Here is a 24,252-nt window from a genome sequence, read left to right as displayed (position 1 = left end):
GGGGGGGGGGGGGGGGGGGGGGGGGGGGGGCCGGGGCGCGGGGGGGGGGGGGGGGGGGGGCCCCCCCCCCCCCCCCCGCCGCGATGGTCCGGCCGGCGCCTCCGCGGGGTTCCCGCGGAGGCGCTTGCTCACTTGCCGAGCAGGTAGGCCCGCTCCACGGTCTGCGTGACCGTGTTGCCCGCCTTGTCGGAGGCCGTGACCCGCAGGGTCACGTACGCGCCCTGCTGGTGGTCGCCCGGCCGCTCGATGGTGGCGGTGAACCTGTTGTGGCCGCGGTCCTTGATCCGGACCTGTCCCTTCCAGGTCTTGCCGTCGTCGAAGGACGCCTCGACCTTGAGCTTGGTCCCGGCGGGGGCGGCGAGCCCGTCCTGGTGCCGCACCGTCAGGTCGAGGTCGTGACGCTTCCCGCCGCCGACGGTGTTCCACAGGTCAGCAGGGACCCCGTAGTCGACCTGGAGCAGGGGCAGCAGCGTGTCCTTCGCCGCGGTGTCCGAACGGAACGTCCAGGACGTGGCGGTCTTCGTACCGGTCTGCCAGTACTCGGTCTTACGCTCGGTCGTCAGGTCCAGGCGGTAGTCGGCCTTCCCGGCAGGGACATGAAAGTTCCCCCAGGCGGCTGCGGCCTCGCCGACCTTCTTGCCGTCGCGGTGGAGGACGGCCGTCACGGTGTCACCCTGGGGGTAGGTCGGAATGTCCATCGTTCCGGGCGTCCGGACTCCCCACGGCGAGGGGGCCTGCTGGCGGCCCCAGTGGCCGGCCACCGCGTCGGTGTACTCCGGGATCGCCAGGCGAAGGACGTCACCGTTGCGGACGGAGGGACGGCTCCAGCCGCGCGGGATGGACGGCCGCACCACTGCCTTGTACCACTCCTCCTTCACCTTCTCGCCCGCCCCGAAGGTGCGGGGGGCGTCCCGCAGGCCCGACGTCATCGGATAGTCCGCGTACTCGGCGGTCATGAAATTGACGTAGTGCATCCACTCCGTGTCCCCGGAGGTGACGTACTCGGTGCGTGTCTTACCCGTCGGCACCCAGCGAGAGGTCTCCCAGCTGTACATCTGGTGGGGACGCCAGCCGAAGCGCTGTTCGCCGGTCCAGTCCAGTGCGCCGTTGTCCGTGTAGGACGCCTTCACCTGCGCGGTGTTGCGGTCCGAGACGGTGTACGTCGGGTCCTGCGGGATCTGGTGCGGCCAGATCGCCCTGATGTCGTACAGGTACGGGCTCTCGACCGTCCCGGAGATGTCGACGACGGCCTGGCGGTTCTTCATGTACTGCAGCAGCTCCGCGCCGCCGGCCGCGCTCCCCACCTGGAATACGGGAATGGCGGAGCGGAAGTCCCACGGCTCCCATTCGGTCCAGGCCGTCCTCCACTCGGGCAGGACGAACATGACGCCCTTGGCGCCCGACTTCGCAGCCGTCTCCGCGAGCTCGAAAACGTTCTCCGTGGCCTCGTCGCGGATCACGGCGAGCTTGCCCCGCACGGTGCTGGGCCGCAGGTCCAGGTTCTCCCTGGTACCCACGTCCACGGCGGTGAGCCGCTCCCCCTCGGAGTCGAACGGGATGGACCCATGGATGTAGTAAGGCGTCAGGTCGATGTCCGCGCCGCGGACCTCGGTCCTGATCCGAGGCGCCGTCATCTCCCAGCGGGTGTTGAACTCGAACTCGCCCTCGGTGACCTTGTCTGTGGGGGTCACGTACAGGTCCACCGCCTCGGCGCCGCCCGCGTAATTGATGGTCAGGTCCTGTGGCGTCTCGTCGATCTTCCGGTACAGCGAGTACGACAGGTCATTGCGCCGCACGGCGGGCTTGGGCGTCTGCACACGCACCAGTTCGGCCTCACGCGCGTCCAGGGTCACGGTCATGTCCTTGGTGACCTTCACCTCGGGCTCCACGACCTGGAAGAGCCGCACGCCGGTGGCGGTCCGTTGCTCCGACGTGCCGGCGACCTGGTATGTGCCCTCCTCGACCTCGGCGACCAGAGGGCTGAAGCTGGCGAACCGGACGTCCGTGTCCCCTCCGAAGACCTGCCACACGCCCCAGTACAGGGGGTCGCCGGCCGGGTCGTGGACCTCGACGGCGAGCTTGTGCATCGGGGCACGCACCCACAGGCTGACGGTGGTGTGGATCGACACACCGTCGGCGGACGTGGCGGTGACGTAGCCGTAGTAGGAGCCGCGGCCCGCCTTCGCGGGGTCGATGCCGACCGGAACCTCCGCGGTCGCCCCCGGGGCGACCCGGACCGTGTCCGCGCCCAGCGTCAGCGCCTGCGCGGGGAGCTCTCTGCCGCTCTTGGTGGCCAGTGCGGCGCGCAGACTCAGCGAGACCTCGTCGTCGGAGTGGTTGGTGTAGCGGACGACGCCGGCCCGCTCCACCGGGGATCCGTCCCTGTCGAACGGGCCCAGGATGATCGTGCCGCTGGCGGTGACGGGGGCGGAGAACGCCGCCTTGACGTCGACGCGGCCGCCGCCCTGCTCGGTCGGCTTCTGGCCGGACACCGTACGGGACGTGCTGATCAGCGCGTCCTTGAGCTGCTGCGCACTCCAGTCCGGGTGCTGCCCGGCGAGCAGCGCCGCCGCACCGGCCACGTGAGGCGTGGCCATGGAGGTACCGCTCAACTGGACGTACTGGTCGCCGACCGGGGCGCCCAGTTGCGTACCGGTAGCGCGCGCGGCGACGATCCCGACGCCCGGAGCCGTGATGTCCGGCTTGGCCGCCTTGTCGCCGAGGCGCGGACCGCGGCTGGAGAAGGGTGCCAACGAGTCGTCGCGGTCGACGGCGCCGACGGTGAGGGCGGCGTCGGCCGCACCGGGCGACCCGACCGTCATCTCGCCCCTCGCGCCGCTGTTGCCGGCGGCGACGACGAAGAGCGAGCCGCTGCTGCGGGAGATCTCGTTGAGCGCCAGGCTCATGGGGTCGGTGCCGTCGGTCTCCATGTCCGCGCCCAGGCTCATGTTGACGACCTTGGCGTCCTGGGCGGCGGCCCACTCCATCCCCGCGATGATCCCGGAGAACGAGCCGGAGCCGTTGTCTCCGAGCACCTTGCCGATCAGCAGGTCGGCACCGGGCGCGACGCCCTTGCGCAGGCCGTCCGAGGCGGCGCCAGTGCCGGCGACGGTGGCGGCGACGTGCGTGCCGTGCCCCTGGCGGTCCTCGGTCGAGTCGCTGTCGGTGAAGTTCTTCGCCTCGATCACGCGACCTGCGAGGTCGGGATGGCTCTGGTCGGCGCCGGTGTCGAGGACCGCGACCTTGACACCCTTGCCGTGGTAACCGGCAGCCCATGCGGCCGGAGCGTTGATCTGCGCGGTGCTGCGGTCCAGCGTGGGACGCACCTTGTGGTCCAGCCAGATCTTCGGAGTCCCGGCCGCCGCGCTCGCCACGGACGCGCCTGCCGCAGGTGCGAGCTTCTTCCAGAAGGCGGCCAGGTCGTCGTCGGCGACGCGCAGTGCCTGGGCGTCGATGCTCGGCAGTTGCCGCGGCTCGCCGGAGCCCTCGTGGAACTCGGCGAGTGCGTCCGCTCGTTTGACCGCCGACCGTGCCGAGCCCTTGGGCGCGGACATGATCAGGGGCAGGGCGTCGGTGTGGGCCTCGTCGTACCCCTGGGCGATGAGGCCCGTGACGTCGAAGAGCCCCTTGTCCAGCTGCTTTGTGAGGACCAGCATCGCCGCGTCGGAAGGCAGGACGGTGAGGGTGCCGTCCTTCTCGGTGGTCTGGAAGAAGACGTTCTCGCGGCCCGGTGCGCGCTGCACCGAGGCCGTCTTCCTGCCGTTCGGCGCGTTGCTGACGGTGACCAGGTCGCCGGTGATCAATCGTACGGTATTCGTGCGGTCGTGCGGTGCCGGCGTGCGTGCCTCGGTCCCCTGCGGGGACTGGGCGGCGACGGGCGTGATCACACTCGTCGCCACCATCGCCGACATCGATATCACCGCCCAAAGGCGGATCCGTCTCATTGGTGTTTACAGCCTTTCTGTTATCCCAACATCTGGACACAACATCTGTGAGCGGGTGTCATGACCGCACAGATCCGGGGCGTCTCACCTGGGACACAGGAGACGAACGGCATCCGGCCTCGACATGAACTTCGACCGAATCGGCCGCCCTTCTGCACGGCACGTGTCCGCTCGTCGGCGTGTGTTGAGCCGGTGACCGGGGAGGTGTCGGCGATGTCGCAGGCGAAGGACGGGTCAGGGCACGGAATCGCCGCCGCTTTCGGGCGCAGTCGACGGCGTTACAGGTTCGCCGGAGACCGACCGGGACTGCCGACCTGCACGGTCGGCACGCCTTCGGCAATCAGCATTGATCCTGTCGATGTCGCCGCCGTCAGGCGGTTCCGTGCCATGGGCAAAACCCCTCCGTACACCTGTGGTTCACCGCCCAACCGGAATCATCCGCCAGGCAAACCAATCTTGCCACCTTTCCCACGTGTCAAAAATGCGCCATGTCCAAACTGCGACACGCGTCGCCTGCGCCGCCTTCAGGCTGTTCAGCGCGGTGCAACGAGAGACTGAAGGGTGCCCGATCCTGGTGGCCATGCGCGTTGATCACGACAGAGACTCAGTTCGACGCGGGCCATTACCAATGTTGTGATTGTTGGTGGGGTGCTGACACTTGGCACCGGCACGTCACGCTCGCCATGCTTGCCCCGGCCTCCCGGCCTCCCGGCCTCCCGGCCGCCGTCGTTGCCGGCACGGCTCCGGAGCGGTGTGCCGATCCGGACCGCCCCGCCCGCAGCCGCGACCCGGTCGGCTTGACCGTCCCGGAGATCCGCCACCTGCCCGCTGCCGCGCTCACCCCGCCGGTTCTGTCCCCCGCCAGGGTGCTGCACAGGTCGTGCCTGCGCAGACGCCACCGGGCAACAGTGCGTCGTAGCCACTACCGACGACGGTCCGCCGACGAGTCCAGTGGGTGGATCACGAAACTGCACTGGAGTACCAGGCCCGTGCAGCGGCGAGCCCGGGCATCCGACGATGGATGCCCGGGCCGGCCGTCGAAGCGCGGAGGGGCCTATTACTGGGGGGTCAGTTGGAAGCTCTGCGCCCCCGATCCGTCACAGACACGTTGCACCAACGGCGTCCCGATCGGCGCGCCCGCCGTCACACTGAGGCACTTGCCACTGTGCCGGGCGACGAAGTGATGACGGCCGGATGCCTCACGTACGGGCTTCCACTGCTGGTTGGCGCCTCCCCCGTACGACCAAAGTTGCAGCGGGGCGTTGTCGGCCGTCGACACATCGGTGACATCGATGACCTGCTGCGGGCTGTTGCGCACCCCGATCCGGTAGTACCCGCTGTCCGTGGCCCGCAACTGGTACTGCTGGGCCACGGTGCCGTTGCATGTGTAGTGCTGGACCGGTGTCCCGTTGGCGGTGGCGGCGGACCGTGCGTCGACGCACGACCCGTTGCCACTGTTGACCAGTGAATACCACGAGGTCTCGGAGATGGGGTCCTCCGGTACGGGGGTGCCGCCCGCGCCGCCGAGCCACTTCAGCCCGTCGATCAGGAAGCGGTTCTGCGCCGGGCTCGCGAAGGTGGAGGACAAGCGTGTGCCGGAGGCGTAGTCCATCGCGTTGTGCCCGAAGTTCGCGTAGAGCATCTTGTACTGGCTGTTGGTCCACAGGATCGGGTAGTAGCCGCTGTACCAGGACTGGTTGGGGTCGGTGCCCAGCGGGAAGCTCACGGGGTCGACCGACGCAAGGATCTTGATGGACGGGTTGGTGCGCAGGTCGTTGGCCCAGCTGTACCACTCGCTGACCGATGAGGTCCACGTGGCGGGCAGTCCCGCGGCGGCCGGGTGCGTGGGGTTCTCCGTGCGGAGCACCGCGGTTGTCGGGCCCCAGGTGTTGGACCGGAAGTTCCCACTGCCGAGGAACTGGTTGTAGTACCACGGCCAGCCGCCGGCGTTCGTGGTGAACGCCGAGACATGGAAGCCCATCCACGCCCCGCCCGCCCGCATGAAGCGTTCGAAGCCGGCACGCTGGGCGGCGGACTTCGGTGCGTCGTCGAGGAACAGCACCACCTGGTAGTCGTTCACGCCTCCGTTCGCGAGCAGCTCCCAGTTGGTGGTGGCGGTGTAGCTGAAGTTGTTCTCCGCGGCGGCGCGCGGGAACCACTCGTTGGCCTCCTTGACGAAGTCGATGTGCGCCGGGTCCCACGTTCCGTTGTAGAAGGCGATCACCTTGAAGGCTGGGGCGGCGGGGGCGGCTTGTGCCGGGGCAGCGGTCGTCGCCATCAGCATCGCCAGCAGGATGAGCAGCCGAGCTGCGAGGCGCCTCATGGGTAGCTCACCAGGTTGGCCACGTTGGTGGACGGGTTGGAGGGGCCGCCCCGGTCATTGATCACATGCCGGATGGTGCCCGTACCGCCGAGTGAGACGGTCACCATGTTGCGGAAGCGCACGTTCGGGTTGTTCGGGACCTCGAAGGCGCGCTCGGCGGTGACGCTCGGGTTCACGTTGAAGAAGCAGTAGCTTCCGAGCCCGTACGCCTGGTGGCTGGTCACGGAGTCGGCGACCTTGTAGGCGGCGTAGCCCTGTGTCGAACCGTTCATCCAGGCGGCCTGGTTGGGCGGGTCGTAGGGCATCTCGTTCTGGTAGAAGTACGTGCGTCCGCCGTTGCCGTTCCAGATCGTCTGGTGCTTCTGGTAATGCTCGACGAACAGCCCGTACATGGTCACGTCGTCACCGTTGACGATCAGACCGGTGTCCGCCGTGTTGGTGTTCCACCCGATGCCGGAGCCGTGGTCGCCGCGCCAGATCCACATGTGGTCCCCGATGACGTGGTCGCTGTTGACCACCAGGCTGGTGGTGGCCTTGCCGACGGCGGCTCCGCCGACGCGGAAGTACACGTCGTGCAGGGATGTCGGGTTGGCGGCGTGGGAGGCGGAGGATCCGGCCGGGCCGACCTCCATCAGCGTGGAGGAATTGGTCGTACCGGCGTCGAAGAGAACGCCGGCGATCTTCACACCGTCGACGTCGGCGACCGTCATGGCAGTGACACCGCCGTCCGGGATGAACGTGGCGAGACCGAGGCCCAGCACCACCGTGTCGGGCCGCGTCACGCGCAACGTCTGGTTCAGGTGGTAGACACCGGGTGTGACCAGCAGGTTCTTGCCCTCGGCGAGCGCGGCGTTGAGCTGGGCAGCGGTGGCGCCCGGCTTGACCACGAAGAACTGGTCCATGCCGAGGGAGGTCCCCGCGGCGTTACCGCTCGCCCATGTCGTGGCCGTCGAATCGGTCCGCAGGGAGGGGACGAAGACCCTGTAGGCGCCGGCGCTGTCGACGTACAGGAACGGCTTCTCACGGACCGTCGGCGTCCGGTCGACCGTCGTGTACGGAGGGTTGGGGAAGGTGTTGCCGGGAACACCCTGGCTTCCGACGAACACCATGTTCCAGTTGGATCCCGTCCAGCTGCCGAGCTGGGAGTTGCGGGTCAGCCACTGCTGCTGGGTGCCGGATCGCACCTGGCCGTCGATCTTGCTGTCGGCCATGAAGCCGCCGCTCGACCACCCGCCGTCGCTCAGCTCGAGATTGCCGCGCACATGCATCCGCCGGTAGCCGGAGGCCTGCGACACCGCCCAGCGGTCCGTGCCGCCCGTCGGGTTGACCGACAGGTTCTCGGCTCCGCGCCAGAAGTTGTGCGTGGCGTTCTGCGGCGGGAACCAGTCCGCCTCGACGTGGACCGCGCCGTTGATCGTCACCGAGTCGGGTGACTGGCCCAGTCCCAGGACCTGGGTGTAGAAGCCGACGTTGACGTCGTTGTTGTACGTGCCGGGCTTGAACATCACCGCGTAGCGCTGGGAGCCGAACTGGTTCGTCTCCTGCTGCTGGAAGATCGAGTTCAAGCGGCTCTGGATGGTCGACGACGGCATCGACGGGTCGAAGACCACCACGTTGGGACCGAGGTCGACGTCACCGGGCTGCGTGCTGGTGGGCGTCACCTGGAACCGCTGGGCGGCCGTGCCGTTGCAGGTGTACTGCACCAGTTGGACGCTGTCGGCGGTGGACGCGGACGGCACGTCCAGGCACTTGCCGCTGTGCCGGTTGACGAAGTGGTACGCGCCACCGCCATCGTCCACGGCCTGCCACTGCTGGTTGTTGCCACCGCCGTACGCCCACAGGTGCACGGCGGCGTTGTCGGCGGTGGACACGTTGCTGACGTCGACGACCTGGTCGGGGTTGTTGCGGTTGTTGATCCGGACGTAGCCGTCGCTGGTGGGTGTGAAGCTCCAGTGCTGTGCCGTGGTGTTGTTGCAGGTGTACTGCTGCACCGCGGTGCCGTTGGCGGTCGACGCGGCACGGGCGTCGACGCACTTGCCGCTGCCGGCGTTCACCACGGTGGCCCAGCCGCCGGGCAACGCGGCAGCGGCCACCGGTGCCGCTGAGGGCGCGACTGCCGCGTCGGCAGGGGAGGACGGCAGCGCGAGGAGGGCGGAGCACACGACGGCGGCGGAGGCGAGAGCCGCGGTCAGGGATCGTGTCGCACGGTGCGCAGACCGGCCTCGACGTCGTGGAACCGGATCGCGTCTGGAAGGGAGCACGGTTACTCCTGTGGGGGGGAAGGGGTGAGGGGCGTGCACGCGGGCGGGTAGGCGCCGGCGAGAGGCCGGAGTCATCCGTTGTAGGACGCGAAGACCCGGGTGAACTCCCACGGCTGCTGCGGGACGCCCGAGCAGGTGTCGGCGCCGCCTCCGGTGCAGGGCCGGTCACGGTTGACGGACCAGAAGGTCAGCCGGGCCAGATGCCGCTGCTGGGCGTAGCCGAGGATGGTGCGGAAGTCGGCGGGGGTGATCGTCTCGCCGACGTCGGTGACGCCGTTCATCGAGGAGATGCCCGTGTGCCGGTAGGCCTGGTCGTCGCTGTAGCCGTAGGCGTTCTTGACCGCTGTCTTCAGGCCTTCGGCGGCACGGACGGTGAGGGTGCCCATGTTCTGGCCGTTGCCGCCGAAGTTGAACGGCATGATCGTCCAGCTGTCGACGGTCAGCCCGGAGGCGGCCGCCTTGCCGATGAGGCTGGTGTCAGGGCCGTTCTGACCGGTGCCGAAGGTGATGTACACCTTGATCCCGGGGTTGTTCGCCTTGATGATCTTCAGTGCGTCGACCGTGCGCTGCTGGACGGCCGGGCTGTCGTAGGCCGCGGCCTCGATGTCGATGTCGATGGCCTTGAGACCGTAGGCGTTGACGACCTTCTGGTATGCGGTCGCCAGCTCGCCCGCGCTGGAGCAGCTGCTCTCCAGCTTGTTGCCGCTCCACCCGCCGAACGACGGAATCACGTCGCCGCCGGCAGCCCGCACGGAGTTGATCGTCTGCTGGTCGACGCCGCCGGTCAGGGGGCGGCCACCGTCCCATTGCGGGTTGCAGTAGCCGTTGCTGAGGACGAAGGCGAGGGTGAACCACTTCACCCCGGTCGCGTTCATGACCGTCGTCGGGTTCGGTGGGCTGCCCCAGCCGTTGTAGAGGTACGGCGCTACGGCCATGTTCCCGGGGGGTACCGGGTCCGTGCCTCCACCCGGCGCGCTCCACTTCTGGTTGGCGCCTCCGGTACAGGTCCAGATCTGGAGTCTGGTGCCGTTGGCGGAGCTGTTGCCGGTGGCGTCCAGGCACTTGTCGGCCTGCGGGTTGACGATGTCGCGGGCCGCGGTCACCCTCCACTGCTGGGCCCCGGTGCCGTTGCAGTCCCACAGCTGGACGACCGAGCCGTTCGTGGTTCCGCCCGAAGCGACGTCAAGGCACTTGCCGAGCGCCTTGACGGTGCCGTCGGCGGCGACGTCCCACGTCTGGGCCGCGGTCCCGTTGCAGTCGTAGAGCTGGACGGGGGTTCCGTTGGCGTTGTTGGCACCGGCGACGTCGACGCACTTGCCTCCGAATCCGGTGATGCGTCCGGTGGCCGCGGTGGCCGGGGATCCGGTGGCGACGGTCAGTCCGCTCGCTGCGACGGCGAGTGCCGCCGCGTACAGGGGCAGGCGCCGGTCGAGGGATATCTTCATGGGGGTGTGATCTCCCTTGCGTGGTTCGGTCAGCGGGGGTTGGCGGCGTGGGTGAGGGTTTCCCAGGCGACGAAGAGGTTGTTGGTGCCGGCCGGGCGGTTTCGCTCGGTGAGGGCCTGGGTGTTGGTCATGGCGATGCCCATGCGGCCGTGCAGCGCGTTGAAGCCGACCTCGGTGACCGGGCCGAGGTGGTCGCGGAGAGTGCCGCCGCACAGCCAGCCCGGGGGAGCCGCACCGAGTTCGTACTTGGCATGGAGACCGAGGCCGTGGCGCAGCCTCTCCGCGATTTCCGGGTACAGGTCCTGGCCCTGGATGCGGCTGGTCTCGGCGATGTGCGAGATGGCGGAGAGGCCGTAACCCGTGTGGGTGAGGTCGCGGCAGGTCTCCTGGGTGAGACCGTTGACGAAGGTGGTCTGGCCCTGCCAGTACCGGACGATCTCGTCCCGGGTGTCGAGGCCGCTGCCCGGTGCGGTCTTCGGCAGGCTGCCGTCGCTGGTCAGATAGATGTAGGCCGGGACGCGACCGCGGAACTTGCCGACGGCGTTGTCGTACGCCGCGCGGTCCTCGAGGAAGACCGCGATGCCGATCGCGGCCTCGGTCATGCTCAGTTCCCAGTTGCCGTTCGAGTGGGAGCCCCCTGCCACCTCGGGGAGGTAGACGGTGCGCAGCATGGTCTTGAAGCGGTCGACCCGGTCCTGCGGCCAGCCCGTGTAGGTGTAGCGGATGATCTCGGCGGCCCGCGGCCAGGAGGATCCCGCCCAGCCTGTCTGGAGGGGCGCGTTGGAGTTCGTGTGATCCTTGATCACGCCGGACCAGGCGTCCATGATCTCGATCGCCTTCTGGGCGTACCGGCTGTCTCGGGTGACGTACCAGGCCAGGGAGAGCGTGTACGCGGCGATGGCGTCCTCGCGCTCGTCCGTGCAGCCGTAGTTGGGGTTGGAGTAGGAGCCGCACTCCACGACCGCCCGCGGCTTCGGGACACGGGACAGCGAGGCGTACTTGCTCGCCATCATCTGGTCGTAGGCGCCCTTCCAGGGCTGTGCCCCGGCGTTGACCTTCTCGCGGGTGAAGTCGAGCTGGCCGCGGGAGACCAGGACACCTGGGTGGACGAACGTGGCGGGGGCCGCCTCGGCGCGGCCGCCCACGGGACCGGCGATCAGCGCGGCCAGGAGGGTGGCGACCAGCAGGGGGACGGCGAGTAACGGACTCTTCCCGATGCGTGCCGCACCAGGGCGATGTTGCTGTCGAGGCATGAGTGACCTTCGATCAGATACATGACGTGACGGCTGTTGAACGGTGAAGCTAAAGGTCTGGACCACGCACGTCAAGATGATGTGCGTGTAACTTCTGAAGACACGCATCGCCCTGACGGTGCGTCAGGGCGATGTGCAGCAAGTTCATCCATGTGAACAACGAGGACCCTGTGGGCGGTGACTGAGCCGGTGATCCTGCCACGCCGGTCCCGCAGGCGTCGCAGTGCGCCATCTGTGCCGCCCGGGGCGATCAGGGCCGGGCAACCGGGTGAACGGGGAGCACCGGACCGAGGGCTCCCGTCCTTCCGGCCACCCTGACGCCGAAACCCTCGTGCTCCGGCCTCTCCCTTCAGATCGTGAACGCTCCACCGACCCCCCGGCGGGGCCTCAGACGGGTTGGCGGTGGCAGGTGAGGGAGCCGATGGCCACGGAGTCGGCCATGGCCTGCATGCCCTTGTCGTTGGGGTGGAGATGGTCACCTCCGTCGAAGGACGGGAGCATGCGTTCGGCGTCGTAGGGGCTGCGGAGGGTGCGGTCGAAGTCGGTGACGGCGTCGAATTCACCGCTGGTCCTGATGAATTCGTTGACCTGCCGGCGCACGGCCTCGGCCGCCGCGTCCCACTCGTACCAGCCCTTGAAGGGCGCGATGGTCGCACCGACGATGCACTTGCCCGCCGCGTGCGTGCGGTCGATGACCTCGCGGTAGCCGGCGATCATGTCCTGGGCGGTGACTCCGCTGTGCGCCTTGATGTCGTTGACGCCTTCGAAGAGGAAGACGGTGCTGACCCCGGGGTGGGAGAGAACATCGCGCCGGAGTCTGTTGAGGGCGCTCTGCCCGGCGCCGTCGGCCAGGACCTTGTTGCCGGAGATGCCTTCGTTCGCGACCCCCTTGACCGGAGTGCCGTCGGCGGCCTGGAGACGGCGGGCGAGATAGTCCGGCCAGCGGCGGTTGAGGTCGCTCGCGGACTGCCAGCCGTCGGTGATGGAGTCGCCGAGGGCGACGACGGCACCGGTCCCCTGCTCAGCACGCACGGTGACGGCGTCGAGGTAGTACCAGGAGCCGGTCCGTTCGGTCCAGCCGGCGGCGCTCTCCTCGGCCGTGTGGTCACCGGCGGTGGTGTAGGAGGTCTGCATCGCCATGCCGTGGCCCGTCGCGGGTCCGCCGGCCTGCGTCACATGGAGGCTGACGACGAGCGAGGCGGCCGGGGGAAGCCGTCCGGGCAGCGGGTCGCTGTGGACCGTCTGCCCGGCGGCCACCGTGACGGAGCGGCTGCCGCCGAAGGTCAGGCGCCGGTTGCTGCCGGGGACGAGGGCGGCGCCGTCCTTCTGGATGCCGGCGTAGGCGCTGCCGAAGGTGACGGGGCGATCGCCGAAGGCATTCGAGAGACGGATGCGCGTCCCGGTGCCGGCGGCGCTGGTGCGCACGATCAGCCGGTAGCTGCGATCGGGGACCGCGTCGCCCATACGGTCCGCGCTCGCGCCCCAGGTGACCACCTCGTGCGTCCCGGCCGGGGAGGCGACGGGCGTGAGGGAAACCACCGGGCCGGCAGCGGCCGGTGAGGCGAACAGGCAGGTCGCGGCCACGACCAGCGCCATCAGCGCAGTGAGCCGACGCCGACGACCGGTGTCGACCGGGACGGGAATGCGCCGTTGCACGCGGCTCACCGACCCAGGTCGTGCAGGGTCAGCGACTGCCCCGGCGCCAGGGTGATCTTCCGCGAGACGTCCCCGTACGAGACGGTGGTCGTGCGGCCGCCCACGCTGCGCACCGTGACCCGGACCGGCCGGCCGTCCTTCCACCGGAGGTCGACGACGAATCCGCCGCGCACGCCCACGCCGGTGACCTTTCCGGAGGCGGCCCAGGCGGCGGGCAGGGCGGGCAGCAGTTCGAGGTGGCCCGGGCGGGAGTGGACCAGCATCTCGATCATCGCGGCGGGGGTGCCGAAGTTGCCGTCGATCTGGAAGATGCCGCGCCCTCGTTCCACTTCGTAGATGTCGAAGAGATTGGGGGCCGTGCCGTTGCTGCCGCCGCTGGAGGGGCGGAGGTTGTTCACGACGAGCTGGTAGGCCTTGTCGGCGTTCTTGAGGCGGGCCCAGCACAGGCTGCGCCAGGCGTTGGCCCAGCCGAAGCTCTCCATGCCGCGGGCGGCCAGAAGGGCGGTGGCGCCGTCGACGATCTCCTCGGGGGTGGAGCCGTCGGGGCGGATCCGGTCGCCGGGGAAGAGCTGGACGAGGGGCGAGAGATGCCGGTGGGTGGTCTCGCCGAGATTGTCGGGAGACATCCACTCCTCCAGCCAGCCGGTCTTCGGGCTGACCCGGGGCAGGTACAGCCGCTGCTGCAGGGACTCGACGGTCCTGGCGTACGCCGTGTCCTCGCCCAGGACGGCACAGGCGGTGCGGTAGTTGTCGAACAGGGTCCAGACGAGTTCCTGGGCGTACGTGATGCCCTTGGCGTCGAGCGGGCCGTGCTCCGGCGACCAGTCGCTGTCGGCGATGAGCACGTCCTTCTCGGCCCCGGTGACGGTGTCGGTGACGGTGGTCGTCAGCAGCCGTGCCTCCCAGAACTCGCAGGCGCCCTTGAGTATCGGCCGGATGCGGGCGAGGTGCGAGCGGCTCTGGGTGAACTCGTAGTGCTCGAACAGGGAGTTGCACAGCCATGCGTTGCCGGCGGGGTGCCACCACCAGCCCATGCCGCCGTGGATGTTGGTGGAGATCGCGACGGTCCAGCCCGCGATCTTGCCGGTCGAGTTGCGGTAGCGGTTGCGCGGGTCGTTGAAGTGTTCGAGCGTGAGGTCGGTCCAGGACGGCAGCTGTGCCAGGCAGTACTCGGTCAGGGCGTCGAAGCAGTCGGACAGCCCGGTCCGGTCGGCCATCCAGTAGTTCATCTGGATGTTGATGTCGGTGTGGTAGTCGCCCATCCAGTCCGGGTCGTTGCCGTCGAGCCACAGCCCCTGCAGGTTCAGGGGGAGGCTGCCGCGGGACCCGGCGATCATCAGATAGCGGCCGTACTGCAGGTACGCGGCCTCGAGTTCGGGGTCGGGGTCGCCGTCGGTGGCGCGTGCCTTGAGCCGCTCCCAGGTGTCCATGGCGCGCTGCTGGGCGGTCGAGGTGCCGAGCGTCAGGTCCATGCGCTCGAACAGCGCGCGGTGGTCGGCGACATGGGTGTGGAGGAGGGTGCTCGCGGAGTGCCCGGCGGCCCGCAGGACCTTGGTGCGGGCCAGCCGCTCGGGATCGAGGGAGGTGTCGCGGTAGTTCCTGTCCGCGTCCGGGGCGTAGTTGGTGCCGCCGCTGACGACGACGGTGAGACTCGTGCAGTTCCTGAACGTGATCCGCGGGCCGTCGACGGCGACGGTGCCGCCGCTGCCGTAGGCGGTCACGGCCGCCCCGTAGCGCAGACCGTTGGGGAAGGCGGCGCCGAAGGACGCGTACCGGCCGGCGGGTGAGGCGGTGGTGGTCTCGCCGTGCGTGCCGTCGAGGCTGATGGCGCCGGTGTACCGGCCGCCGCCGCTCTGGGTGAAGTGCGCGACCAGGACGTCGTCGGGCCGGCTGGCGAAGATCTGCCGCCGGTAGGTGACGCCGGAGCGTTCGTACGTGGCGCTGACCAGGCCCTGACGAAGGTCGAGGGCGCGACGGTAGTCGGAGACGGCGGAGATGTCGTGGTCGGGGATGTCGACGGTCAGCTTCGCCAGCAGGGTGAAGGAGCCGAAGTTCTCGCGGGCGTAGGGGAACTGGCCGTCGTTGTCGAGGGTGTCGTTGAGACCGCCGGTCCAGGTGGTGGCATCGGTGAGGAAGAGGCGCTCCCTGCCGGGGTCGTTGCCGACGAGCGCGCCGAGACGGCCGTTGCCGACGGGCAGCCCCTGTTCGATCATCGATCCGTCGTCCGCGGGGGCCTGCCACCACAGTTCGGTGGCGGCGTCCTCGGCCGGCATGGGGGAGACGGTGGGCCGCCGGGGTGCGGCGGAGGCGGTGAAGGCGGGCAGGCCGCCGACGGCGGCGAGTGTGCCGGTGGTGGCGGCGAGGGAGAGCAGGCCGCGGCGGCTGGGGAGGTGTTCCGGCTGATCGGTGCGCTGGGTGTCCACTGTGCACTCCGTTCCGGGAGGTGCGGGCAGGCGGGGGGCGTGCCGGGGCGGCGAGGCCGGGGCAGAGGACGCCGGTGCCCGGTCCACAGGACCGGGCACCGGCGTTCGGTCAGGACGGATCGGGTACGAGGATCCGGTCGATGTCAGGGGCGTAGCCGTCACCGCTGTCGAAGGTGACGGTGTTGGCACCCGCCTTGAGGCTCAGGGGAACGCTCACGGTCTCGACGGTTCCCCAGTCCCCGGTGGAGGGCAGCTTGAGGCTGGTGGATCCGCCGTCGCCCACAGAGACGAGCACGGTACGGGCGTCGCCGCTGACGTAGGCGATGTCGACGACGTACCGTCCGGCCTTGTCCGCGTGGATGCCGTTCATGGTGAGCTTGCCACCGAGGTAGAGATTGCCGATCTTCTTCCCGCCGGAGCACGAACCGCAGTCGGCGACCGAGGCGTTGCCGGCGAGCGTGTTGCTCGCCGCCTCCGCCTCGTACGCGGTCTTGGGCTGGACCGGGCCCTGCGGGGTGACAGTGAACAGACGGGAGCCGTGGGCGGGCAGTGCCTGGGTGATCTTGTTGTGGTACGTGCCGAGGTTCTCGCGGTTCCACAGGTCGCGGACCTTGGCCTTGCCCGTGAATCCGAAGGCGGGCCAGTCGGCGGTCACCGCGGCGGGAGCGTCACCGAGGTTGAACAGGGCCACGGTGTAGCTGCCGTCGGGGTTCCTGGCGCCCCACACCTGCTGGTCGCCGGCGGGCGTGACCGGGCGGGCCGGGGGCGTGCCGCCCTGGTTGAGCGCGATGACTTCCCGGTTGGTGAGCAGGGACAGGCCGTACGCGTCGAGGCGGGTGATGTCGTCGCCCGTGTAGAGCGGCGACTTGGAGATGGCCCACAGGGTGGTGTAGCTCTGCCGCTCGGCCTTGGTCAGGCCGTCCATCTCGCCGTTGCCGACGTTGAGCGAGTCCAGGTCGTTCCAGCCGCCGGGGCCGGCGTGGCGGGTCCAGGCGGGGGCGTCGTCGAAGCGGTCGTCGACCGAGTTCTCCCAGCTGACCAGGGTGTTGCAGTAGCACTCCACGTCGGTGTCGATGCGCCAGCCGTTGGAGTACTTCTTCCAGTCGGCGACATGGCCTCGGTCCAGCGACCACGACAGTTCGAGATGGATGGGACGTCCCGTGGCGGCGATGGCCTTCTGCCAGGCGGCGACGTCGGCAACGTTGTCGTAGTTCTCGCCGGACTTGAAGGAGCCGGGTCCGACGCCGTCGAGCTTGAGGAAGTCGTAGCCCCAGTCGGCGAACATCTGTGCCTGGGAGTCGATGTACTTCTGGGCGCAGGGACGCGAGAAGTCGATCTTGTAGGCGCTGTCCCACCCGTTGGTGGTGCGCAGGTCGCCGTGGACGATGTCGGCGGTCGTACAGCCCTCGGCGTTCCAGATGGGGACCTTGCCCTCGCCGTACGCCTCCTTCTCCAGGCCGACGGGAAGGTAGATGCCTGCCTTGAGGCCCTTGGCGTGGACGTGGTCGGCGACCGCCTTCATCCCGCGGGGGAAGCGGCCGGGGTCCGCGGCCTGCCTGCCGTACGCGTCGAAGCGTGGCGTCCAGTCCATGTCGCGCCACCAGCCGGCGTCGATGTTGACGTACTCGTAGCCGTAGGGCTTGAGCTTGGCGGCCATGGCGTCGGCCTGCTTCAGGACGTTCTTCTCGGTGAGGTAGCTGTAGTTGCCGTCGGGATTGAGCCCGGGGTACTTCGAGGACTGCATGCTCCAGCTCGTCCAGCCCATGTACGGCTTGGCCGCGACGCCGGAGTCGACCGCCGTCGTGGGGGAGGCGGCGGCGGTCGCTCCGGCGGGCGCGGGGGCGAGGGTGGTGAGGCCCGCGGTGAGGGCGAGTACGAGCAGTGCCCCCGCGGTGCGGCGGGCGGGGCGTACGGACACGGCGGGGTAGGGGGATGACCTCATGGGCCGGACCTCCTGGGTCGGGTGACGGGTGTGCGGGGCGGGTGTGGGAGCGGAGAGCGGGAGAGGCTCAGCCTTTGCCGGAGCCGATGGTCAGTCCGCTGATGAACTGGCGCTGCAGGGCGAAGTAGACGAGCAGGGTGGGGATCGCGGTCATCAGCGCGCCGGCGGCGATGAGGTTGGGGTTGGTGAAGTACTGGCCCTGGAGATTGGCCAGCGCCGAGGTGATGGGCCGCTTGTCGCCGGACTCGATCAGCACGAGGGGCCAGAAGAAGTCGTTGTAGATCCAGATCGACTCCAGGGTGGCCAGCGCGGCGAAGGCCGGCCGGCACAGCGGCAGGACGATCTGGAAGAACTGCCGCCACACGGGGGCGCCGTCCACCTGCGCCGCCTCGAAGATCTCCTTGGGGACGGTCTTCATGTAGTTGCTGAGCACGAAGGTGCAGAAGCCGCACTGGTAGGCGACGTGGATGGCGATGATGCCCCAGGCGGAGTTGTAGAGCAGCAGCGAGTCGGTCATCCACGCCGGCAGCGGGATCAGCAGGTACAGCCGGTACAGCGGGGTGATGAGGACCTGGGCCGGGAGCAGGTTGCCCGCGGTGAAGAGCATGAGCAGGGCGAGATTCCAGCGGAAGTCGAAGCGTGACACGTAGAAGGCGACGGCCGCGGAGAACAGCAGGGTGCCCAGCACCGCGGGGACGGTGATGACGACCGAGTTCCAGAAGAAGTGCGCCATCCCGGACTGGGCCCAGGCGTCGGTGTAGTTGTCCAGCGAGATACCGCGTGGCCAGGAGAGATAGCCGTTGCGGGTGGTGTCGGAGTAGGGCCGCAGTGAGGTGTAGACGGCCCACAGCAGCGGGACGAGCCACAGCAGGGCGATGCCGCCGAGCAGCAGATGCCGGCGGGCCTGCCGCCGGGCCGCTGCGGAGCCGCCCACGGCGGCCGGGGCGCGCCGGGAGGCCTCGGTGCCGTATCGGGGCGGGACGGTCGTGGTCACCGTTCCTCCTTGCGGAAGTTCTGCACCAGGAAGGTCCCGATGGCGGCGAGCGAGACGACGAGGAGGACGACGGCGAGCGCGGACCCGTACCCGATGTGGCTGGACTCGCCGACGATGTTGTCGGTGATCAGCAGCGACAGCAGTTCCATGCCCGGTTTGCTGCCGACGCCGCCGCCGAGGATGTAGACGACGTCGAAGGCCCGCAGCGACTCCATGGCGGTGACGACCAGGATGATGACGTTGATCGGCCGCAGGGCGGGGAAGACCACGCGGAGGAAGGTCTGCCGCTCGCTTGCACCGTCGAGGGCCGCGGCCTCCTTGAGGGCTGGGTCGAAGCCTTTCAGCCCGGCCAGGTAGAGGATCATGATGTAGCCGGTGTGCCGCCAGCCGGAGGCGACGAGGACGGCCCACAGGTTCAGGTCGGGATCCCCGAGCCAGTCGATGTGGTGGCCGGGGGCGACCGCGCCGATGATGCCGTTCAGGAGCCCGTTGTCGGGGTTGTAGACGATCTCCCAGATGAGGCCGACGACGGCGGGGGCGAGGACCATCGGCAGGAAGATCGCCGTTTGGTAGATCCGGGTGAAGCGCAGCTGCCGGTCGAGCTGGTACGCGAGGAAGATGCCCAGGGGAGTGGGAAGCAGCACGGTGAACAGCAGCCAGACCACGTTGTGCTGCACGGCCGGCCAGAAGGGTGGGTAATTGGTGAATATCTCCCGGTAGTTGTCCAGGCCGGTCCAGCGGATGTCGGACAGCGCGATGCCGTCCCAGGCGGTGAACGACAGGCCGAGGGAGGCCAGTGCCGGCAGCCACACGAAGAACAGCAGCGCCAGCAGCGGGATGCCGACGATGACGGCCAGGAAGAGCCGGTCGCCGGCGCCGAGCCGGCGCGGCCTCGGGTGGCGCCGGGCGCGCGGTGAGTCTTCCGGCGCCGGGGGCCGCGTGGGGGAGCCGGTCGGAACAGGTGGTGCGGAGGACACGGTCATTCCGACCCCGGTTCAGGAGGTGAAGAAGCGCGAGCGCTGGGACTCGATCTTCTTCAGCAGTGCGGAGCCGTCGTCGGGGTGGCCGAGCCACTCGGTCAGGCCGGGCAGCACGACGGTGGAGATGAAGCCGGGGTCGCTGTCGCGGTCGCCGAACTGGGTGATGTGCTCGGCGGAGGCGATGAGTTCGGCGGACTTCTTCTGCAGGGCGTTGTACGAGCCGGTGCCGGCCTCCGCGTGGACGGCGACGTTGCTCGGGTCGACGCCCATGTACAGGCTCTCCGCCTGCGCGCTGCCGAGGAACTCCAGGAAGCGCTTCGCGCCCTCCTCGTTCTTCGGCCTGCGGCTGAGCATGAAGCCGTCGGTGGGGGCCTCGACGGTGTCCTGGCCGTGGGCAGGGTCGATCTCGGGGAAGGGGAAGAAGTCGATGTCGGCGCGGAGCGACTCGTCGGTGACCTGCTGGCCGAGGAAGAGCCCGATGATCGCCATGCCCGACTTCTTGTCGAGCAGCGACTGGGCGGCGTCCTGCCAGGACCGGCCGCCGCCGCCCTTCTGGTAGTAGGGGGCCAGCTCCCGCCAGTGGTCGAGGGTGGCGGTGGCGCGCCGGTCCGTCCAGGAGACCTTGCCGCGCATCAGCGACATGTGGAAGTCGTATCCGTTGGTGCGCAGGTTGAGGTAGTCGAAGGCGCCGAGGATGCTCCAGCTGTCGCCGCCGCCGTAGCCGGAGGCGATCGGCTGGAGGCCGTCCTTCTGCATCTGCTTGGCGAGCGCGGTGAATTCGCTCCAGGTGCGGGGTATCGCGTAACCCCGCTCCTGGAACAGGCTCTTGCGGTAGAAGACCGCCCACGGGTAGTTGTACAACGGGACGAAGTAGTACGTGCCGTCCTCGCCGCGCGACAACTGCTTGGTGGCCTCGCTGAAGCCGGAGCCGATCTTCTCCCACACGTCGTCCAGGGGGCTGCACAGCTTCTTCTTGGCGAAGTACTGCATGCGGTAGCCCGCGAACCAGGTGAAGACGTCGTCCGGCGTGCCCTGGAGGTAGGTGGAGATGCTCTTCTGGAAGGTGTCGTGGTCGACGGTGTTCGTCCTGACCGTCAGACCGCTGTCCTTGCCGAATGCCTTCGTCAGGGCGGCGTAGGCGGACTTGGGCGTGGCGTCCGCGCCGTTGGACCCGAAGGTCACGGTCTTCGGATCGGCCGCCGCCCCCGACCCGCAGGCCGTGAGCAGGGGTGCGGCCAGGGCGGCGGCACCGACGCCGAACAGCCCTCCGACCACACTGCGGCGTCGGGGTCCGGCCGCGGTCGGACCCGGTGACGGATTGCGGCTCTGCAGCGTCATCGCTACTCCTTGTGCGTGTTTGGTCTGATGAAGGACTGGATGGCGGTGGCCGCGGCCCCGCGTGCCCACTCCTCGAAGGGCAGCGGATGCGTCCTGACGTCGCAGCGCGCGGCGGTGCCGAAGGCGGATGCGGCGAACGCATCGCGGATCTGCTCGGCGAACAGGTCGTAGGCGGCGAGTCCCTCGCCGGAGATGATCACTCGTTCGGGGCCGAGGAGGTTGACCACGGACCCGATGGCCCGTCCGATGGCCTCGCCCGCCCGGGCGTACACCTGCCTGGCCGCTGGGTCGCCGCGGTGGGCGAGTTCCAGGGCCTGGGCGGCGTCGACCACGGGGATCCCGGTGGCGGTGCGTACGTCGCGGACGATCGCCGAGTCGGCGGCGATCGCCTCCACACAGCCGCGGTTGCCGCAGTGGCACTGCGGGCCCGCCGGGTCGAGGGAGAGGTGCCCGATCTCGCCGGCCACCCCGTGCGCCCCGGAGACGACCTGCCCGCCCACGACGAGGCCGCAGCCGATGCCGGCGCCCACGGTCACCAGCGCGAAGTCGGACAGTCCCACTCCCGCGCCGAACCACTGCTCGGCCACGGTCAGCGCCCGCACGTCGTTGTCGACGGTGACGGGCAGCCCGGTGGTCATGGCGACCAGTTCCGCCAGCGGAACGTCCCGCCATTCCAGGAACGGCGAGTAGCGCACCGTCCCGCCGGCCCGGTCCACATCGCCCGACACCGCGACGCCCACGCCCCGGACCTGCACCCCGAACCCCTCTGCCTCGGTGAGTAGTTCGAGGACCAGATCGGTCAACGCGGCGAGCACCACCTTGGGTTCGCGGTCGTCGAGCGGCACGTGCCGGGCGACGCGGATGCGGCAGCACAGGTCGGTCAGCACGGCGATGATCTCGTCGCCGGTCACCTTGACGCCGATGAACAGGGCCCGGCCGCCGTCGACACGCACCGGGTTCGCGGGACGCCCCAGTGCCGCACGGGTCTCCTCGCCGACGTCCTCCACCAGATACCCCGCCTCCATCAGAGGCCGGACCGCCTTGGTCACCGCCGCCGGGGACAGGCCGGCCCGCCGTGCGATCTCCGCCCGGGTCAACGGACCGTGGGACAGCACGATGGTGAAGATCTGAGGCGCGGCCGGCGTATGGACCGGGAACGCCTCGGGACGAGGGGTCGGGTGCATGGCCGGGAACCTACGGCCCATTCTTTTCTGCTGTCAATGAAAGAAACAGCATCCATGGAAATTGGGATCAGTGACGAGTCGCCCCATCAAAAGGCAGCCGTGTAGGGGGTATTGACAGTCGATACACGGGGGACTTGGGTGTCGTCTGCACGCAGCGCCGCTCTCCCACGTGAGGATCCATGACGGTCATCTCCTGCGCCCCGGACACGGGGCTCTGGCTGCTGAACACCCCGCACACCTCGTACGCGTTGCGGGTCGACGAGTCCGGGGCGCCCTGCCATGTGGCCTGGGGTCCGCGGCTGGCGCTTGCCGAAGCGGCAGAGCTCGTCGCCGCACCGGCGCCGCAGCACAGCAGCTTCGAGGGCCGGCCGGGCGTGGGCGAGGAACTGCCCGTCGACGGAGGCGCACGCTTCGGTCCGCCGTCCCTCCAGGTGCGCTTCGCCGACGGCGCACGCGGCTTCGAATGGCAGCCCGAGGACCACCGGGTCGCCGAGCCGGCCCCCGGGGTGCACGAACTCGAACTGTCCTTCCGCGACCGGATCCATCCGCTGCGGGTCGCGCTCCACTACCGGGTCCGTGAGGACACCGACGTGGTGGAGCGGTGGCTGGTGCTGCGCAACGACGGCGACACCGCGGTCGAAGTGCTGCGCGCCGATTCGGCGGCCTGGTCCCTGCCGCCGCTGCCGGGCTACCGGCTCGGCCACGTCACGGGCCAGTGGTCGGCGGAGACCCAATTGCGCCGGGAGCCCCTGCCGCACGGCGAGACGGTCCTGACCAGCCGCCGGGGCATCACCAGCCATCACACCAACCCGTGGGTGATGGTGGACGACGGCACGGCGACCGAGACCCACGGGCGGGTGTGGAGCGCGGCCCTGGCCTGGAGCGGCAGCTGGCGGATCACCGTCCAGCGCACACCCGATGGTCGGGTCGGGCTCACCGGCGGAGCGGGCCACGAAGGCGTCGCGCTGCCGCTGGGCCCCGGTGAGGAGTTCACCACCCCCGCCTTCGCGGGCCTGTACAGCGAGGGCGGCTTCGGCGCGGCCAGCCGCGCCTGGCACGCGTACACCCTGGCCCACGTGCTGCCGCACCCCGAAGAGCCGGCGCCGGTGCTCTACAACTCGTGGGAGGCCACCGGCTTCGACGTCGACGAGGAGGGCCAGCTGGCGCTTGCCGCGCGGGCGGCCTCCCTCGGCGTGGAGCTGTACGTGCTGGACGACGGCTGGTTCGGCGCGCGCCGCAGCGACCGGGCGGGCCTCGGCGACTGGACCCCGGCCGCCGACCGTTTCGCCCGGGGCCTCGGGCCGCTGGTCCGGGAGGTCCACCGGCTCGGCATGCGCTTCGGCCTGTGGGTGGAACCGGAGATGGTCAACTCGGACAGCGACCTGTACCGCAAGCATCCGGACTGGGTCCTGCACGTCCCCGGCCGTACCCGTACCGAGCTGCGCAACCAGCTGGTCCTGAACCTCGCCCGCCAGGACGTCGCCGACTTCACCTACGGCTGGCTGACCCGGCTGGTCGGCGACGAGGGCATCGACTTCCTGAAGTGGGACATGAACCGCGCCTTCAGCGAGGCCGGCTGGCCGGAGCAGGAGCGAGGCTCGGACCTGCTGTGGACCCGGTACGTGCACCAGCTGTACGGGATCATCGACCGGCTCCGCGCCGATCATCCGGACCTGCGCATCGAAGCGTGCAGCGGTGGCGGCGGCCGGATCGACCTCGGCATCCTCTCGCGCACGGACCAGGCGTGGACCTCCGACAACACCGACGCGCTGGACCGGATCTCCATCCAGCACGGCTTCGGCCAGATCTACCCGGCGCGGGCCATGGCAGCCTGGGTCACCGACGTACCGAACCAGCTGACGCGACGCAGCGTCCCCCTGCGGTTCCGCTTCCATGTCGCGATGGCGGGGCTGCTGGCCATCGGTGGGGACCTGAACGCCTGGTCGCCGGAGGAGCTGGCCGAGGCAGCCGGCCTGGTGGCGGAGTACAAGTCGGTACGTCACCTCGTGCAGCACGGCGCTCTCCACCGGCTCGGCGAACCCGGGGGCGCGGGGCCGGCCGTGGTGCAGTACACCGCGCCGGACGCCGGGGAGGCGCTGCTGCTGGCGTGGCGCTCCACCGAACGCCACGGAAGTCCTCGCGTCCCGGTCCGTCCGGGCGGACTGGACCCGGCCGCGCGCTACCGCGACACCCGCACAGGGGCGGTGCACCACGGGGCGGTCCTGGCGGGATACGGACTCGCGCTGGATCTGCCGGCAGGGGACTGGTCGAGTACGTCGGTCCACCTCGTGCGGGAGCGGCGGTAGCCACCGGCATGCAGTCACGTCAACCGGACACGACCGCGGCAGGCGTGGCTCGTCCCGGCTCGACGGAACAGGGCGGGCCCGGCCCCGGGCCGCCGGAGGGGCCTGCCTGCCTTGTGTGCGCCCTGCCGCAGGTGTGCACGGGTGGTTCAGCGTGGGGCGTCGTCGGGCCAGACGCCGATGTGGTCCTGTTCGAGTTCGAGCAT

At 69.6% G+C, this 24,252-nt stretch carries 13 protein-coding genes; 1 reads left to right on the top strand and 12 read right to left on the bottom strand.

What is annotated here, in order from left to right; all coding sequences use genetic code 11:
• Positions 1 to 128: 128 nt before the first annotated feature.
• From ABT078_RS39950 to ABT078_RS39895, 12 genes are all read right to left on the bottom strand, one after another.
• Positions 129 to 3,911, bottom strand: a complete 3,783-nt coding sequence (locus tag ABT078_RS39950; protein WP_351236922.1) for a S8 family serine peptidase — start codon at positions 3,909 to 3,911, stop codon at positions 129 to 131.
• A 1,090-nt stretch (positions 3,912 to 5,001) separates the two neighbouring features.
• Positions 5,002 to 6,267: a ThuA domain-containing protein gene (locus ABT078_RS39945; protein ID WP_351236920.1), complete on the bottom strand. Its 1,266-nt coding sequence runs from the start codon at positions 6,265 to 6,267 to the stop codon at positions 5,002 to 5,004.
• Positions 6,264 to 8,429: a pectate lyase-like domain-containing protein gene (locus ABT078_RS39940; protein WP_502981540.1), complete on the bottom strand. Its 2,166-nt coding sequence runs from the start codon at positions 8,427 to 8,429 to the stop codon at positions 6,264 to 6,266. Before ABT078_RS39940 ends, ABT078_RS39945 begins: the two co-directional genes overlap by 4 nt.
• A gap of 170 nt (positions 8,430 to 8,599) precedes the next feature.
• Complete coding sequence (locus ABT078_RS39935) at positions 8,600 to 9,973, bottom strand: ricin-type beta-trefoil lectin domain protein (protein ID WP_351236918.1); 1,374 nt, start codon at positions 9,971 to 9,973, stop codon at positions 8,600 to 8,602.
• Between the two features lie 29 nt (positions 9,974 to 10,002).
• Complete coding sequence (locus ABT078_RS39930; RefSeq protein WP_351236916.1) at positions 10,003 to 11,226, bottom strand: alginate lyase family protein; 1,224 nt, start codon at positions 11,224 to 11,226, stop codon at positions 10,003 to 10,005.
• A 387-nt stretch (positions 11,227 to 11,613) separates the two neighbouring features.
• Positions 11,614 to 12,822 carry an SGNH/GDSL hydrolase family protein gene (locus ABT078_RS39925; RefSeq protein WP_351236926.1) on the bottom strand — a complete coding sequence of 403 codons (1,209 nt, stop codon included), beginning with the start codon at positions 12,820 to 12,822 and terminating at the stop codon, positions 11,614 to 11,616.
• 65 nt (positions 12,823 to 12,887) lie between these two features.
• Positions 12,888 to 15,305, bottom strand: coding sequence for a glycoside hydrolase family 95 protein (locus ABT078_RS39920; protein WP_351236914.1), 2,418 nt, complete (start codon positions 15,303 to 15,305; stop codon positions 12,888 to 12,890).
• A gap of 109 nt (positions 15,306 to 15,414) precedes the next feature.
• A complete protein-coding gene (locus tag ABT078_RS39915) occupies positions 15,415 to 17,247 on the bottom strand; it encodes an alpha-galactosidase D (RefSeq protein WP_351236912.1) in 1,833 nt (610 codons plus the stop codon).
• 67 nt (positions 17,248 to 17,314) lie between these two features.
• Entirely contained in the window at positions 17,315 to 18,241 is a 927-nt protein-coding gene (locus ABT078_RS39910) for a carbohydrate ABC transporter permease (protein WP_502981539.1), read from the bottom strand.
• Complete coding sequence (locus tag ABT078_RS39905; RefSeq protein WP_351236910.1) at positions 18,238 to 19,224, bottom strand: carbohydrate ABC transporter permease; 987 nt, start codon at positions 19,222 to 19,224, stop codon at positions 18,238 to 18,240. Before ABT078_RS39905 ends, ABT078_RS39910 begins: the two co-directional genes overlap by 4 nt.
• Before the next feature lie 12 nt (positions 19,225 to 19,236).
• Positions 19,237 to 20,559 (bottom strand): ABC transporter substrate-binding protein, encoded by a 1,323-nt coding sequence (locus ABT078_RS39900; RefSeq protein WP_351236908.1) that lies wholly within the window; start codon positions 20,557 to 20,559, stop codon positions 19,237 to 19,239.
• 2 nt (positions 20,560 to 20,561) lie between these two features.
• Positions 20,562 to 21,743, bottom strand: a complete 1,182-nt coding sequence (locus tag ABT078_RS39895) for an ROK family protein (RefSeq protein WP_351236906.1) — start codon at positions 21,741 to 21,743, stop codon at positions 20,562 to 20,564.
• Positions 21,744 to 21,922: 179 nt separating this feature from the next.
• On the opposite strand from ABT078_RS39895, the gene ABT078_RS39890 reads away from it, so the two are divergent.
• The gene (locus ABT078_RS39890; protein ID WP_351236904.1) at positions 21,923 to 24,049 is read left to right on the top strand and encodes an alpha-galactosidase; all 2,127 of its coding nucleotides are present in this window, start codon (positions 21,923 to 21,925) and stop codon (positions 24,047 to 24,049) included.
• Positions 24,050 to 24,252 lie beyond the last annotated feature (203 nt).

Origin of the sequence: Streptomyces sp. NPDC002133 (genome assembly GCF_040296405.1) — a bacterium.
Taxonomy (GTDB): domain Bacteria; phylum Actinomycetota; class Actinomycetes; order Streptomycetales; family Streptomycetaceae; genus Streptomyces.
Note: the sequence above shows the minus strand (reverse complement) of the source record. Positions and strands in the feature narration are given on the sequence as shown.

What these genes read in the sequence shown, in the direction of transcription:
- ABT078_RS39950 (WP_351236922.1), bottom strand. Translation starts at nt 3,911, where the DNA reads ATGTCGGCGATGGTGGCGACGAGTGTGATCACGCCCGTCGCCGCCCAG.
- ABT078_RS39945 (WP_351236920.1), bottom strand. Translation starts at nt 6,267, where the DNA reads ATGAGGCGCCTCGCAGCTCGGCTGCTCATCCTGCTGGCGATGCTGATG.
- ABT078_RS39935 (WP_351236918.1), bottom strand. Translation starts at nt 9,973, where the DNA reads ATGAAGATATCCCTCGACCGGCGCCTGCCCCTGTACGCGGCGGCACTC.
- ABT078_RS39930 (WP_351236916.1), bottom strand. Translation starts at nt 11,226, where the DNA reads ATGCCTCGACAGCAACATCGCCCTGGTGCGGCACGCATCGGGAAGAGT.
- ABT078_RS39925 (WP_351236926.1), bottom strand. Translation starts at nt 12,822, where the DNA reads ATGGCGCTGGTCGTGGCCGCGACCTGCCTGTTCGCCTCACCGGCCGCT.
- ABT078_RS39915 (WP_351236912.1), bottom strand. Translation starts at nt 17,247, where the DNA reads ATGAGGTCATCCCCCTACCCCGCCGTGTCCGTACGCCCCGCCCGCCGC.
- ABT078_RS39905 (WP_351236910.1), bottom strand. Translation starts at nt 19,224, where the DNA reads ATGACCGTGTCCTCCGCACCACCTGTTCCGACCGGCTCCCCCACGCGG.
- ABT078_RS39900 (WP_351236908.1), bottom strand. Translation starts at nt 20,559, where the DNA reads ATGACGCTGCAGAGCCGCAATCCGTCACCGGGTCCGACCGCGGCCGGA.
- ABT078_RS39895 (WP_351236906.1), bottom strand. Translation starts at nt 21,743, where the DNA reads ATGCACCCGACCCCTCGTCCCGAGGCGTTCCCGGTCCATACGCCGGCC.
- ABT078_RS39890 (WP_351236904.1), top strand. Translation starts at nt 21,923, where the DNA reads ATGACGGTCATCTCCTGCGCCCCGGACACGGGGCTCTGGCTGCTGAAC.